The following is a 14916-nucleotide window of genomic DNA, read 5'->3' as shown; positions in this document are numbered from 1 at the left end:
GGCAGCCGCCGACGTCTGCGAGCGCTCGCGGACGTCGGCCCGGCATCACGGTCGCGTGGTGCGCTCCAGCAGTTCCAGAACGTGCTCGTAGGGATGATCCGTCGCCCGGGTCATGCCTAATTCGCAGGTCCGATTGCACGAGGCATGGGTGGTCGCGCCGAAGGCGCGTACCTCGGCGGCCTGTACCTCCGTGGCCGATGCCGTGAGTTCGGGGTGGAGCATCCCTCGGTCCCCGGCAAATCCGCAGCAGCCCCAGTTATCGGGGATCTGTATCGTGTCGGCAACAGCCTCGGCAACGGTCTGCAGCGCCGGGTTCAGGCCCATCCGGGTGGAGGAGCACGTGGGGTGCAGCGCGAGGCTGGCCACCTTCTTTCCCACGGGAAGCAGTGGCAGGATGTGCTCGGCCGTGTATTCGACCACGTCGATGATCCGCAGTGGCAGGCCGCCTGCGGGAGGCACTTCCTCCTCGATGGCGTGGCGCAGTCCTTCCGTGCAGGATGAGGCGTCACAGAGGATCGGCAGTTCGCCGTTGCGGCTGGCCGCGCGCAGGGCGGAGATGGTGAGCTCCCCCATGCTGGCCCTGCCCTTTTCCATGCCCTTGGAGGACCAAGGGGTCCCGCAGCACAGCGAATCAATACCTTCCGGAACCAGCAATTCCACTCCCGTCCGCTGGGCCAGGGCACCGAAGCTTTCCTGGATTCCTTCCTGCTGTGGGTCGGCAGGCCCGAACATGGTGTTGACGCAGGCGGGGAAGTACACGGCCACCGGTTCTTGCGCCGGTGCAGGTCGTGCTCTCTTGCGCCCGCCTGCCGGCAACTCCGGCGAGTACAGCGGCAACGCGTCGGCCCCCAGCACCGCGCGTCCGGCATTGTTGGCGCCCAACACCAATGGAAGCGGAACCTTGTCGGCGAGGCCCAGCAGCTTGCCGGCGCCCCGGGTCACCGCCGACCAGTGCTGCGCGGCGGCGTCCCACACCGAACCTTCCACCTTGTTCACGTTCTTGGCCCGCAGTTTTTTCACCAGGGTCCCGGTGTTGATGTCCACGGGGCAGGCAGTCTGGCACATGCCATCGACAGCGCAGGTGTCCACAGACTCGTAGGAATAGTCTTTCTCGAGTTCTGCCGCAAGCTTGGTGTCGCCGGCCAGTCTGGCTGTCTCGATCGCGCGCAGCGTCACGATGCGCTGGCGCGGGGTCAGGGTCAGGTTCCGCGATGGGCAAACGGGCTCGCAATAACCGCAGGCCACGCAGCGGTCGACTTCCGGGTCCACGGCCGGCGTGACCTTGATGTGGAGTAAATGCGCCTTCGGGTCCTCATCCAGGATGACCCCTGGGTTCAGCAACCCCGCAGGGTCCAACAGCGTCTTGAGTTCGCGCATGACGCTGTACAGTTCGTCGCCGTATTGGCGGCGAACATAGGGTGCCATGACCCTGCCGGTGCCGTGTTCGGCCTTCAGCGATCCGCCTTCACCGAGTACCAGATCAACCATGTCTTCGGTGAAGGCAGAGTAACGCCGCAGCTGGTCTTCGGTGTTGAATCCGTCGGTGAGCATGAAGTGGACGTTGCCGTCCTTGGCGTGGCCGAAGATCACGGAGTTCTCGTATTCGTACCGGTCAAAGAGCACCGAGAGTTCGGCGCAGGTCCGCGCCAGCGCCGGAACCGGAACCACGATGTCTTCGAGCAATGCCGTGGTTCCCTGGGCCCGGGCACCGGCAACGGAGGCGTAGAGGCCCTTGCGCAGCTTCCACAATTGGGTCCGGGTCTTTGTGTCCGGGCTGAATTGCGCCGGGGCGCTGAGTTTGAGCGAGTTGGCCAGGGACATTCCCGTGGCCTGGCGATCGGCCAGCTCTTCGGCGCTCGAAGCCGTGTATTCGACCAAGAATGCCGCATGTGAATGCACGTTGAGGTCTGTGATGATCTGCGGGGTTCCCTGCAGAGTTTGACCCACCTTCAACGACAGTGAATCCATCAGTTCAACGGTTGCCGCTCCGGATCCCACCAGCGCCTCGAGCGACTCGTTGGCTGTGAACAGGTCATCAAAGACCATCAAGGATGTGGTGACGTGCTTGTACGCCGGCACGGTCCTAAACGTTGCCTCGGCCACGAACCCGAGGGTGCCCTCGGAGCCAATGATGAGATGTGCCAGGACCTGCGCGGGATCTTCGTAGTCCAAGAATGAGTTCAGTCCGTAGCCCATGGTGTTCTTCATGGAGAACTGGTGCTTGATGATCACCACCGATTCCGCATTGGAGCGCACCCGCTTGGTCAGGGCCTCGAGACCGGCAAAGACCGCGGGTTCAAGGGCCCGAAGTTTCTCGTTGGCATCCGGGGCACCGGTGTCGATGACGGTGCCGCTTGTCAGAACGATGACCACTGACTCCAGGGTGCGGTACACGTTGTCAACGGTTCCGCAATGCATGCCGGAGGAATTATTGGCCACAACGCCGCCAATGGTGCAGGCCGCCTCGGAAGCCGGGTCGGGTCCGAACTTGCGACCGTAGAGTGCCAGCCGTGCGTTCAGCGCTCGCACGGTGACTCCGGGCTGGACCCGCACGCGGGCGCCGTTGTCCAAGACATCGATGTCCTTGAAGTTCTTTCGCACGTCGACCAGCAGCGAGTCGGTGACGCCCTGCCCCGAGAGCGACGTCCCACCGGAGCGGAACGTCAGGGGAAGGTTGACTTCGGCACTGGCTTTCAGCAGGGCGCCGACTTCGGCGGCATTGTTCGGGATCGCCACGGCCTGCGGGGTCAACAGGAAGTGGGAGGCATCGTTGGCGTAGGCGTGCAGGTCGATGGGGCGCTGCGTGAGTTGGTCGTCATTGGCCAGCGCGCGGCGCAGTGTGGGAATCAAGATATGGCTCTTCCGTTCCATGAATCGAAAATTTGCCGTCGGTTGTGCGACGGCCTTGAGACCGGCGCCACACCGACCCTATGATTGTCTAACAAGTACACTTGTGTATCAAGCTGCATTCGAGAAAATCTGTCACGATTGTTGTCTCGGTTGCCCGCCAGTCAAAGGATCCCGTCTTCATGAGTCAACGCGTCACCGCGCTTTCCATCATTGATGCAATCGTCGAGGACCTGCGCCGGCGAATCTATGAGGGCGATCTTGAACAGGGAACCGCGCTGACCGAATCGGACGTTGCGGGAAGCTACGACGTTGCCCGGCCGACGGCCAAGGCCGCCATCGAGAGGCTGGTTGCCGATTCCCTCTTGGAGCGCGGTGCCCACAAAACGGCACGAGTGAAGACATTGGGTGCCGACTCGGTCAGGGACATTTATTTTGCCAGGGCCTACCTCGAATCCGAGGTGGTGCGTCGGCTGGCAACGACCACGACAGTGCCACCGGCGGCAGTGCGGGCGAATGCTGAAATTACCGCCCGCATTTCGCAGCCGGCAACGACAGTCATCGACCCAGACATGGAATTCCACACCGCCTTGGTCGACGCGATGAACAACCAGCGGACCAGCGCGATGTACCGGTCACTGTTGGGTGAAGTCCAACTCTGCATGACACGCGTGCAGTCGCTGGAACTGCTCGACACCGCTCGGATTGCTGCCGAGCACGCGGCTATTCTGGAACGAATCGAGGCCGGCGACCCAGAAGGGGCGGCCACCGCGTTGGATGGGCACCTTTCCCAGGCGAGGGAACTACTGGCGGCGGAGCTCGAAGGGAACTTGCACCACCGTTCCTGACCTGCGCCCGAGTTTCCTCGGGGACTTCACTGGGGCACTGCGGGAATTCCAACTTTCGGCGGTGCCCTGCGACGGCTGATTGGATTCGCAGACCCCTGGGCTGAATTCATCCCAGGTGCCTTGGACGGCTACGGTTCGGACAGATTCATGCTGAACGCAGGGAGCTGGGCTCAGCGCGCGGGCGATACTTGGTCATTACGCAACCTCTTGGACAACTCGTGTGCGTGGTGCATCAGCAGCCGGCCCATCTCGGGACGCCGCTCGGGGGAAAACCGCGATTCGACGCCGGTCAGGCTCAGCGCCCAGGCGGGCTGGCCCGCGGCATCGAAGACCGCGGCGCCCATCCCCCAGCTTCCCTCCACGATCAGTGCGGGATTTTCCGCCCAGCCGCGCGCCCGCGTCTCGGCAATGCGCCTGCGCAACGGGTCGGGGGCGTGGTCGCTTCCATGCTCGGCGGCCAAGTCCCGACCTTCCAAATAGCGCTCGATCGCCTTTTCTGGCAGGAACGACAAGATTGCCAGCCCCGCCGAGGCCACCCCGAGCGGGAAGCGCTTGCCCTCGTAGAGCACGAAGGAGCGGATCGGGAATGCCCCGTCGGCCCGCAGCAGGCAAACGGTCTCATCACCCCGCCGCACCGAGAGAAACGCGCTTTCACCCGTGGCATCGGCCAGGGCGGCAACGTGGTCGCGGGCGATCTCGGTGATGTCGTAACGTTCGGCCGCAACTGTCCCCATCAGGTACATTTCCGGGCCCAGCAGCCACAACCCTTCCCGGTTGTCGTGGTCGCAAAACCCCTCGGCCGTTAGCGCAGCGAGCAGCCGGTGCACGGTCGGGCGGGCCAGCCCGGTTCCCCGGGCCACCTCCGCCGTGGAGATGCCCCTGGGCATCGCGGTGCTGACGGCACGCAGCACCGCCGCCATGCGGCCCACCACCTGGGCGCCGGGGAACGAGGAACTCATGTCCATATTATGGTCTAGATTCACCCAACTAACCACCCATCGAGCAATGCAGGTCACATTGGCCCGATCCATTGACCGGGATATTACCGGATCGGTACGGTCAAAGCAGGACATCGAAGCATTCCACATCGTGGACGACACAAGGAGAACCATGACAACGAAAGTCATCGGCGACGCCGCTGCGGCGTTGGCCGCAACCGTGCGCGATGGAATGACCATTGCGGTTGGCGGCTTCGGCCTCAGCGGAATCCCCAACCGACTCATCACCGCCCTGCGCGACTCGGGCGCCACCGGGCTGACCATCGTCTCCAACAACATGGGCGTGGACGGCAAAGGGCTGGGAATCCTGTTGGAAAACAAGCAGGTCTCCAAGGTCCTGGCCTCGTATGTGGGCGAGAACAAACTCTTCGCCCAGCAGTTCCTCAATAAAGAGCTCGAGGTCGAGTTCGTCCCGCAGGGCACGCTGGCCGAACGCCTGCGGGCAGGAGGGGCGGGCATCCCCGCCTTCTACACCCCCACCGGCGTGGGAACCCCGGTCGCCGAGGGCAAGGAAACCATGGAATTCAACGGCCGGGCCGCGATCCTGGAACGCGGCATCGTCGCCGACATTTCCCTGGTCCGCGCCTTCGAGGCCGACCCGGAAGGCAACCTGCGCTACCGGATGACCGCACGGAACTTCAACCCGCTGGTCGCCGCGGCCGGGCGGGTGACCTTCGCCGAGGCCGAACTCATCCACGAGGACTACCTGAACCCGTCCCTCGTGGACACCCCGGGCATCTTCGTGCAGCACGTCGTCGCGACCGACGGCGTCAAGGACATCGAACAGCGGACCGTGCGCGTCCGCCAGGAGGCATAGCAAGCATGTGGACACGCGATGAAATGGCGGCAATTGCCGCCAGCGAACTGACCGACGGCCAGTACGTGAACCTGGGCATCGGCATCCCGACCCTGGTGGCCAACAACCTGCCCGAGGGCGTGCGCGTCACCCTGCAATCCGAGAACGGACTGTTGGGCATGGGACCCTTCCCCTATGAGGGCGAGGAGGACGCCGATTTGATCAACGCCGGCAAGCAGACCGTCACCCTGCTGCCCGGCGGCAGCTACTTCGACTCGGCCACCTCCTTCGGCATGATCCGCGGCGGGCATGTGGCCACCGCGATCCTCGGCGCCCTGCAGGTCGCCGCCAACGGCGACCTGGCCAACTGGACCATCCCCGGCAAGCTCGTCAAGGGCATGGGCGGGGCCATGGACCTGGTCGCCGGCACCCCGCGCGTCATCGTGATCACCGACCACGTGGCCAAGGACGGCACCCCGAAGATCGTCGAGACCTGCGACCTGCCGCTGACCGGCGTCGGCGTGGTGGACAGGATCATCACCGACCGTGCCGTGTTCGACGTGCTCGATGCCGCTCTGGTGCTGCGCGCCATGGCCCCCGGAATCACCGTCGAGTCCCTCCGCGAGACCACCGGCGCACCATTCACCATTGACCTCGAGGAAGAAGCAGCAGCATGAGCGCATTGATCGCCGGGTACGCCCGCACCCCTTTTGCCCGATTCAACGGGGCCTTCGGCACCGTCTCCGCCACGGCCTTGGGAGCCCACGCCGCCGCTGCGGCGCTCGAACGTGCAGGGATCCCCGCCGACCAGGTCCAGCGGGTCTTCGCCGGCCAGGTGCTGCAGGCAGGTGCCGGGCAGAACCCGGCACGCCAGTCCGCCGTCGGCGCGGGCATCGGTCTCAACATCCCTGCCCTGACGCTGAACGCAGTGTGCCTCTCGGGCACCGAGGCAGTGGTGGCGGGAACCCGCATGATCGACGCCGGGGAGGCGGACGTGGTGGTGGCCATCGGCCAGGAATCCATGTCGCTGGCACCCCACGTCCAGCGGGCCCGTGCGGGCACGAAGTACGGCGCCATCGAAATGATCGACACCCTAGAATTCGACGGACTCACCGACGCGTTTGAAAAGCGTTCCATGGGCTCCTCCACCGAGGACGGCAACACCGCCATGGGCATCAAGCGTGCCGAGCAGGACGAATTCTCCGCCCGCTCACACCAGCTGGCCGCCGCGGCCGCCGAGTTCCACGCCGGGGAGATCGCCCCTTTCACCATTTCCTCCCGGCGTGGGGACACCGTGGTCTCCGCCGATGACGGCATCCGCGCCGACACGACCGTCGATTCCCTGGGCAAGCTGCGCCCCGCCTTCAGCAAGGAGGGAACCATCACCGCGGGCAACGCCTCGCAGATCACCGACGGCGCCGCCGCGGTGGTCTTGGTCAGCCAGGCCGCCGCCGAACGCCTTGGCATCAAGCCAATTGCCGAGATCGTCTCCCACGCCCTGGTGGCAGGGCCCGACGTCACGCTGCACGAGCAGCCCGCCAACGCCATCCTCGCCGCGCTGGAGGGCACCGGCATTGCGCCGGCGGATCTCAAGGCCGTCGAGATCAACGAGGCCTTTGCCGCCGTGGGCGTGCGCTCCACCGCGAAGCTCGGCATCGACCCGGAGATCGTCAACGCCAAGGGCGGGGCCATCGCCCTGGGCCACCCGATTGGTGCCTCGGGCGCCCGGATCGTCGGCACCCTCGCCCGCCAGCTCGCCGAGCTCGGCGCCGGCTCCGTGGGCGCCACCGGCATCTGCGGCGGCGGCGGACAGGGAAGCGCCGTGATTCTGAGGGCGCTGTAGCGCCAACAAGCTCGGGCCTCAAATGCAAGTGCGGAAGGAGACATCGTCGCCTTCCGCACCCGTTTGGTTTCTAGGCCAGGTAGCCCGAGATGGCCGCCACCGCCGCCCGGACCCCGGCCGAAAGGGTCGGCTCCATCTCGGGCAGGAAATACGGCGAGTGGTTCACCGGCGGATGCTCCTGCTCGGCGGGGAATCCCCCGAAGAACCAGTAGACGGTGGGCACGTCGATGGAATCGCCGAGCCACCCCACGTCCTCGCTGCCCATGACCGGCGGGGCCAGGACCACCTGCTCCTGGCCCAGCTCGGCGCGCAACGACGCGATGACCGACTGCGTCTGGTCCGGATCGTTATAGCAGCGCGGGAAATCGTAGACGTGCTCGATGTCGGGCGCGGGCGCATTGGAGGCCTGGGCCTCCGCGTTGACGATCCGGGTGATCGCCTCCAGCACCGTGGCGCGGACCTCGGGAGTCAGCGTCCTGACATTGAGCGTGAACTCCGCCCGGTCGGGAATGATGTTTTCCTTCAGGCCGGCGTGGAACGTCCCCGCCGTCACCACCGCCGGAGTTGTCGGTGCCAGCTCCCGGGAAACGATCCCCTGCAGCCTGGCAATGATGTGGGCGCCGAGCAGGATCGGGTCGATGGAGTCCTGCGGCTGTGAGCCGTGGGACTGCTTCCCGTGCAGGGTCACCTTCAGGGCGTCGGCCAGGGCCATCGCGGTGCCGGAGGAAATGTGCACGGATCCGGCCGCGTAGGGAAAAACATGCTGTCCGAGCACGACGTCGGGCCGCGGAGCCCGCTCCCAGAGTCCGTCCTGGACCATGGCCCGGGCCCCGGCGCCGGTTTCCTCCCCGGGCTGGAACACCAGCACCAGGGTCCCGTGCCACGCCGGCTTGTTTTCCGCGAGGAATCGCGCCGCGGCCAGCAGCACCGCGACATGGGTGTCGTGGCCGCAGCCGTGCATGACCGGGACCTCGGTGCCGTCGGGCAAATGCGAGGTCGCCGTCGAGGCGTAGTCGGCCCCGGTGTCCTCCTTGATCGGCAGCCCGTCGGTGTCGGCGCGGAAGGCCACGGTCTTGCCCGGGCCGTTGCGCAGGATTCCCACCACGCCCGTGCCGCCGCAGCGGAAGTTCTCGATGCCGAGTTCGGCCAGGCGCGCCTGGATGTAGGCGGCGGTTTCGTGCTCCTGCATGGAGAGTTCGGGATGCCGGTGCAGGTGCAGGTACTGCTCGTGCATCCAGTCGGTGGCGATGCCTTCGAGGTCCAGGGTGGGTGCGGTCATGATGTGGGTGCTTCCTTTCGTTCGGTGTCCGGCGCCACGTATCGCGGAGGCCGGCGGAGGGTTGGATCAGTCGACTTCGACGGCGGTGTGGACTTCTTTTCGGTCCCGCAGCACCCAGGAGAGGATGATCGAGCAGACGACCACCAGCGCGGTGGCGAAGAGCGCCATCTTCGGTGCGGCGGGGACGATGACAAATTGGACCAGCAGGGCCAGGGCCACTGCGATCACTGTGGGCCGCAGGCGCTTCATGCTCACGATCGCCTGCACGAGCACGGCCCCCATGAGCGCGGGCAGGATGTAGAGGCGGGCGACCTCGATCATGCTGGCGGGGACCAGCGAGACCAGCCACGTGCCCAGCAGCCCAACGAAGACCAACAGGCTGGTCAGGTGGACGGTGGCCGCCCCGCCGATGGCCATCACGGCCGCCAGGTCGCCGCGCCGGGTTCCGGGTTTGGCGTTGATGCTGGACTGGGCAACGATGGCGGCGGGGAGCAGTTTGTTGGAGATGTTCCCGATCATGAACGCCTGGTACATCGCGGCCGAGCCGAGGATCGGAAAGTAGGTCAGCGGCTCGACAAACCAAAAGACCCCGAAGGTGGCCGCGACCGCGACGAACGCGATCCAGACCATGGGTCCGGTGATCTCCAGACCCGAGAAAAAGACCAGGTAGACGGGTCCGAGCAGCGAGAAGACGAGACCGGCAAGCATGGTCAGGGATCCGTAGCGCGTGGTCTCGGATTCGAAACGGGCCATGGAGGCATCGGCGTGGGTGGCGACGGGGGTGGTCATGGTTTTTCTGCTTTCTTGTTTGCAGGGAACGCGGGGCTAGGCCGTGTGCATCAGGTAGGCGGCGGCAATGGCGACCATGATGGCAAAGCCCAGCGCCCATTCCTTCAGCCACCTCACCTTGAGCAGCCTGGCCAGGAAGAGGCACATGCACATGGTTGCCGCGGAAATCATCAAGGTGACCGCGTGGATGTTGGACTTGGGCAGCTCCGCGATGGCCAGCATCGAAAAGGCGCCGAGCAATGCGGCGGCCGGGATCAGTGCCATGACGGCCGGGTTGGCCTTCGCCAGTTTCTTGCCGCCGCGCTTGAGCACGGGGGTCAGCACCAGGGTGGAGAGCATCCACATGCCGCCCGAGAGGGACATGGCCATGAACGCGACGGCGAAGACCTGCTGCGTGTATTCGGGCCCGCCGAGCACGGTGCCCATGGAAATCGCCGCCAGGGACGCCGAGGCCGTTTCGGTCGAGGCGGAGCCGATCAGCCCGATGCGGACCAGCACCGCCGGGGTCCCGAACAGCGCCAGGAGGGCGATGGCCACCAGCACCACCGCCAGCGAGGGCCCGATGGAGGCCACGGCCCCGGCCCGGAAGGATTCCTTCAGCTCGCGGGTCGGCATGCCGATGTGCGGCGCCGCGCGGCGGGCGGCCTTGATATAGAGATAGGTCTGCACGAAGATCACGGCGAAGACGCCCAGTGCGCAGATCCAGAGGATCGGGGTGTTCGCCACGGCCCAGATATCCGTGGATGTCGGGTTTGCAGCGAGGGGGTGGATTTGCGACACGGCAACTTCTCCTTTGGTCTAATCGACGCCGCCGCCGTCAGCCACATTCCCGGCTAAACTGTGAGCCACGTCTCTTTCGTTCCAGATTGCGCCGCCCCCGGGATTCTGGCAACCAATGAGGGATATCGTCATGGATTTGTCGTTTTCATGCATTCTGGACCAATTTCCCGACCAGACTATTCACACGGTCCGCGGCGCGCACAGACTGTGGACATCAGGAATCTCGGCCCAGCGCCGATCGACCAACAAATCAAGCAAGGACGTGGAAAACGTGAACGCGATTCAAGACATGGGCGCCCGGGAGATGACCGAAGCGATCAAGCGCCGCGAGCTGTCGGCCAGGGAAGCCCTCGAGAGCCACATCGAGCAGATCGAGCGGGTCAATGGCCCGATCAATGCAGTGGTCACCACCGATTTCGACCGCGCCCGCGAACTCGCAGCGAAGGCCGACGAGGCCACTGCGCAGGGCAAGTCCACCGGGCTGCTCCATGGACTGCCGATGACGCACAAGGACACGTTCAACACCGCGGGCCTGCTCACGACCCAAGGCTCGCTCGCCCTGAAGGACAACATTCCCCAGACCGACGACCTGCAGATCGCGCGGCTGGCCGCGGCCGGGGCCATTCGGACGGGCAAGACCAACGTTCCCGAGTTCGGGGCCGGTTCCCACACCTTCAACGAGGTCTTCGGCACCACCACGAACCCCTACGACACCGCACTCAGTGCCGGCGGCTCTTCCGGGGGCGTTGCCGCAGTCATTGCCGCCCGCATCCAGCCCCTGGGCGAGGGCTCGGACATGGGCGGTTCGCTGCGCATCCCCGCATCCTTTTGCAACGTGGTGGGCTTCCGCCCGTCCTACGGCGTGATCCCCATGCCCGCGCCAACGGATGCGTGGTCATGGCTGGCACGCAGCGGACCAATGGCGCGGACCGTGGACGACATCGCCTTGTTCATGGAGGCCACCGCCGGCGACAGCGACCGGGTCCTGACACCCAACACGCTCTCCGGCCGCGACTTCGCGCAGCTGGAGCCAAACGCGCTGCGCGGAATCCGGATCGGCTACAGCAGGGACTTTGGGATGGGCGTCCCGGTCGAGCCGGCGGTCCTGGAAGTGCTGGATGCGCAGATCGCCGTCTTCGAACAGGCCGGAGCCCATGTGGAAGAGGCCTGCATCGACCTGCGCGATGCCGACCTGGTCTTCGGCAACACCCGAGCGTACGATTTCGCCGCCATGTTGGGCGACCTGGTGCGCTCCCGGCGCGAAATCATCAAGCCGGAAGTCATCTGGAATGTCGAGAAGGGCTGGGCGCTGAACGCCGAGGACCTGATCGCCACCACCGCGGCACGAACCCGCCTGGAGATCGCCGTGCAGAAATTCTTCGCCACGTTCGACCTCTTCCTGAGCCCCGCCGCACAGGTCCTGCCCTTCGATGCCAGCTGGCGCTACCCGCAGGGGATCGCCGGGGTCCCGGCCACCACCTACCTCGACTGGATGCGCTCGGCATGCCTGATTTCCGGCACTTCGCTGCCGGCGTTGTCCATACCGGCCGGATTCACCGCCGACGGGTTGCCCGTGGGCCTGCAGATGACGGCCAACCACTACAAGGACGTGGAACTGCTGGGCTACGCCCGAGACTTTGAGCAGCGAACGAGCTTCGCCGAGCGCGCGCCGCAGTGGGTTGCAGCAGGACTGAAGGGACAGGAAATCCAGTAATGGCGCCCCGTGCCGGGCGCTGGTTCCTGCACGGGAGTCCACAGCGGGCCGGGCATTGGATACGCTGTTGCCACGGCCATTGCTTGCCAGTCATTGGCCGACCCGTGGTCGGCGAGCTTCCACTACAAAGGGGACCCCATGGCCCAAGGCGATCTCAGCGCACTGCAACAACGCATCATCGGCGCCCTCCAGGTGGACGGCCGCGCCACCTGGCGCAAGATCGCCCAGGTGCTCGACGAGCACGAGCGCACCGTGGCGAGGCAGGGCTCGGAGCTTCTCGCCTCCAAGGCCATCACCGTCGCTGCCCTGCGCATGCGCGAATCGTCGGTCATCATGCGCCTGGCGTGCACGCCGGGAACGGCCAGGCTTGCCTGCGAATCGCTGGCCCAGCGCGCGGACACCACCTTCAGCTACATGGTGACGGGGGTCGGCGACGTGGTGGCCGAGGTCATCTGCGAGGCGCATGCCTTGAACGAGCTGCTCACCCTACAGGTCCCCTCGACCCCGGGGCTGATCTCCTGCTCGACCTATCCGGTGCTGAAGTACTTCCGCACCATCCGCGGCTGGCGCATCGGGGTGCTGACCGCCGCGGAGGAGCTCGCGCTGCACACCGAGCTGACCCAGGACGACACGCGGCAGCAGGGCGTGCGCGAGGCAGCGGCCCGGCTCACCGAAAACGACGAACTGATCATCCAGGCCCTGCAGCGCGACGGCCGCGCCAGCGTGGAGGCCGTCGCACGCCAGGTCAGGTTGTCGGAGTCCACGGTGTCCCGGCGCATCGACTGGCTGATCCGCAACTCCCACCTGGCGATCCGCACGCTGGTCGAGCCCGAGGCGCTGGGGCTGAACACCGAGGCGCTGCTGTGGATCCACACCGCCCCGCACCAGGTCGAGGCTCTCGGCGCGGCCCTGGCCAGGCGTCCGGAGGTCCGCTACGCGGCCGCGGTGGCCGGGGACTGCCAGCTGGTTGCCGACATCACGGTCGCAAACCCTGCTCAGCTTTACGACTTCCTGTCGGATCCTTCGTGGAGCAAGTCGATGACCCACCTGCAGAGCACCATGGTGCTGCAGGCGCGCAAGCGCGGCGGGCAGTTGCTCTGACGGCCTGCCCCTCGTCACGCAAATAACCGGCACACGACCCCAGGCAGTACCCTTGCAGGCGAGATCATTCCCGCAAGCAGGAGCCAACCCCTTGACCGCCAGCAAAGTTGTTTCCTTCGGCCACTACCAGCCGGGGCGCATCGTGCCGAACGCGGAACTGGAAAAGCTGGTGGACACCAGCGACGAGTGGATCACCCGCCGCACCGGCATCAAGGAACGCCGTTGGGCAGGGGAATCCGACACCGTGGACTCCATGGCCGCCGAGGCAGGGCGCATGGCCCTTGCCAATGCCGGGGACCTCGACGCTACACAAATCGACCTGGTCATCGTGGCCACCTGCACCGAGCGAGACCGCTCCCCGAACATGGCCGCCCGCGTGGCCAACGCGCTGGGCATGGACCAGGGACCTGCAACCATCGACGTGAACACGGTTTGTTCCGGCTTCTGCCACGCCCTCGCACTGGCCCAGCACGCCATCGCCGCCGGCAGCGCCACCAACGCGCTGGTCATCGGCTCGGAGAAGTTCACCGACGCGACCGACTTCACCGACCGCACCACCTGCGTGCTCACCGCCGACGGTGCCGGAGCCATGGTGGTCACGGCCTCCGCGGAATCTGGAATCTCCCCGGTGCTGTGGGGCTCGGTGCCCTCGATGTCCGATGCGATACGCATCGAGGAATCCAACAACGGCAAGTTCGCCCAGAACGGCCAGAGCGTCTACCGATGGGCCGTGACCCAACTGCCGGCGATCGCCGCAAAGGTCATCGAACGCGCCGGGCTGGACCCCGAAGAGATCGGTGCGATCGTGCTGCACCAGGCCAACCTGCGCATCATCGAGCCGCTGGCCGCGCAGATCGGTGCCCCCAACGCAATCGTCGCCACCGACGTGGTGTATTCGGGAAATACCTCGGCTGCCTCGGTGCCTTTGGCACTGTCCAAAATGATGGCGGATCAGCCGTTGCCCTCGGGCACCCCGATCCTGCTCTTCGCCTTCGGTGGCGGGCTGTCCTACGCCGGCCAGGTCATTACCGCGCCGTAGCCGCGGATCTATCGCGGTGGCGGGCGGTTTCGCGTTGTGCGTATCGCCGCCCAGCTCCCGGGTGAGACCATGGTTGCGCACCCGGGTAACCTGCAGCGTCAGCCATGCACGAACCTTTCCCAATCAATTGATTGACAGTGACCCGCGTCACGGTGTTTGCTGGAGTCATGAAGCCAATCGATTGATTGGCTCGAGTTTCATACTCAGCAGCGGGGTCCATGGTGAACATCGGCAAGGTACAGCAGGCTGCCGTACTGCTCTTTGCCCGGCAGGGGTTCGCCGCGACCGGGATCCGAGAGCTGGGCGGGGCCGCTGGCATCAACTCCGCCACGATTTACCACTATGCAGGCAGCAAGGAAGAACTGCTGGTTCAGGTGATGCGCAGCTGCCTTGACGAGATGATCACCTCCGGAGCGGCGGCAATGCGCATCAGCGCCGAGCCGACCATCCAATTGGCGGCCCTGGTTTCGTCTCACGTTGGCTTCACCGCCACCAATCCGCTGACGGCACGGGTGGCCGAATACGAGATGCGCGCGCTCTCACCCGATAACCGCACCGCCATGCAGAAGTTGCGCGATGACTACGAATCGCTCTTTGCGCAGGTCGTCGAGCGAGGGATCCGCGTCGGCGATTTCTCCACCGATGATGCCACCATGGCGCGCCTTGCCCTGATGGAAATGGGAACCGGTGTGGCCCACTGGTACCGGCCCGACGGTCGGCTGACACTCATCGAGGTTCAACACAACTTCGTGGCCATGGCCTGCAAGATCCTCTCGGCAAGCCAAACCATGCTCGACGGTATCGACTACATTCGCCCGCCTGTCGTTGTGGCCAGCGAGCCGACCGGAACTTCGGTCACAATTTCCGGTTAAGGCCATGCGC

The 14916-nt window shown here is 65.6% G+C and carries 13 protein-coding genes; 8 read left to right on the top strand and 5 right to left on the bottom strand.

Going from position 1 to position 14916, the window contains the following annotated elements:
• Positions 1–45: 45 nt before the first annotated feature.
• Positions 46–2871: an FAD-binding and (Fe-S)-binding domain-containing protein gene (locus OIU93_RS03615; RefSeq protein ID WP_264268713.1), complete on the bottom strand. Its 2826-nt coding sequence runs from the start codon at positions 2869–2871 to the stop codon at positions 46–48.
• A gap of 158 nt (positions 2872–3029) precedes the next feature.
• On the opposite strand from OIU93_RS03615, the gene OIU93_RS03610 reads away from it, so the two are divergent.
• Entirely contained in the window at positions 3030–3695 is a 666-nt protein-coding gene (locus OIU93_RS03610; RefSeq protein ID WP_264268712.1) for a GntR family transcriptional regulator, read from the top strand.
• Between the two features lie 170 nt (positions 3696–3865).
• Here the strand turns inward: OIU93_RS03610 and OIU93_RS03605 are convergent, their stop codons facing one another.
• Complete coding sequence (locus OIU93_RS03605; RefSeq protein WP_264268711.1) at positions 3866–4660, bottom strand: IclR family transcriptional regulator; 795 nt, start codon at positions 4658–4660, stop codon at positions 3866–3868.
• A 145-nt stretch (positions 4661–4805) separates the two neighbouring features.
• Between OIU93_RS03605 and OIU93_RS03600 the strand changes: the two genes are divergently transcribed.
• The 3 genes from OIU93_RS03600 to OIU93_RS03590 are packed head-to-tail and all read left to right on the top strand — an operon-like array spanning position 4806 to position 7332.
• Complete coding sequence (locus OIU93_RS03600) at positions 4806–5510, top strand: CoA transferase subunit A (protein ID WP_264268710.1); 705 nt, start codon at positions 4806–4808, stop codon at positions 5508–5510.
• Between the two features lie 5 nt (positions 5511–5515).
• On the top strand, positions 5516–6166 hold the full coding sequence (locus OIU93_RS03595) for a CoA transferase subunit B (RefSeq protein WP_264268709.1): 651 nt from the start codon (positions 5516–5518) through the stop codon (positions 6164–6166).
• Complete coding sequence (locus OIU93_RS03590; RefSeq protein ID WP_264268708.1) at positions 6163–7332, top strand: acetyl-CoA C-acyltransferase; 1170 nt, start codon at positions 6163–6165, stop codon at positions 7330–7332. The genes OIU93_RS03595 and OIU93_RS03590 overlap by 4 nt, the downstream gene beginning before the upstream one ends.
• A gap of 70 nt (positions 7333–7402) precedes the next feature.
• On the opposite strand, the gene OIU93_RS03585 is transcribed toward OIU93_RS03590, so the two are convergent.
• From OIU93_RS03585 to OIU93_RS03575, 3 genes are all read right to left on the bottom strand, one after another.
• Positions 7403–8611 (bottom strand): amidohydrolase, encoded by a 1209-nt coding sequence (locus OIU93_RS03585; RefSeq protein ID WP_264268707.1) that lies wholly within the window; start codon positions 8609–8611, stop codon positions 7403–7405.
• A gap of 66 nt (positions 8612–8677) precedes the next feature.
• The gene (locus tag OIU93_RS03580) at positions 8678–9400 is read right to left on the bottom strand and encodes a hypothetical protein (RefSeq protein WP_264268706.1); all 723 of its coding nucleotides are present in this window, start codon (positions 9398–9400) and stop codon (positions 8678–8680) included.
• A 36-nt stretch (positions 9401–9436) separates the two neighbouring features.
• The gene (locus OIU93_RS03575) at positions 9437–10171 is read right to left on the bottom strand and encodes a DUF5058 family protein (protein WP_264268911.1); all 735 of its coding nucleotides are present in this window, start codon (positions 10169–10171) and stop codon (positions 9437–9439) included.
• Positions 10172–10469: 298 nt separating this feature from the next.
• On the opposite strand from OIU93_RS03575, the gene OIU93_RS03570 reads away from it, so the two are divergent.
• The 4 genes from OIU93_RS03570 (at position 10470) to OIU93_RS03555 (ending at position 14906) form a co-directional block, all read left to right on the top strand.
• The gene (locus tag OIU93_RS03570; protein ID WP_264268910.1) at positions 10470–11894 is read left to right on the top strand and encodes an amidase; all 1425 of its coding nucleotides are present in this window, start codon (positions 10470–10472) and stop codon (positions 11892–11894) included.
• Positions 11895–12032: 138 nt separating this feature from the next.
• On the top strand, positions 12033–12995 hold the full coding sequence (locus OIU93_RS03565; RefSeq protein ID WP_264268705.1) for an Lrp/AsnC family transcriptional regulator: 963 nt from the start codon (positions 12033–12035) through the stop codon (positions 12993–12995).
• A 91-nt stretch (positions 12996–13086) separates the two neighbouring features.
• Positions 13087–14034, top strand: a complete 948-nt coding sequence (locus tag OIU93_RS03560; RefSeq protein WP_264268704.1) for a beta-ketoacyl-ACP synthase III — start codon at positions 13087–13089, stop codon at positions 14032–14034.
• A gap of 218 nt (positions 14035–14252) precedes the next feature.
• Complete coding sequence (locus OIU93_RS03555) at positions 14253–14906, top strand: TetR/AcrR family transcriptional regulator (RefSeq protein WP_264268703.1); 654 nt, start codon at positions 14253–14255, stop codon at positions 14904–14906.
• Positions 14907–14916: the final 10 nt, after the last annotated feature.

Origin of the sequence: Paeniglutamicibacter sp. ZC-3 (assembly GCF_025847175.2) — a bacterium.
Taxonomy (GTDB): Bacteria; Actinomycetota; Actinomycetes; order Actinomycetales; family Micrococcaceae; genus Paeniglutamicibacter; species Paeniglutamicibacter sulfureus.
Note: the sequence above shows the minus strand (reverse complement) of the source record. Positions and strands in the feature narration are given on the sequence as shown.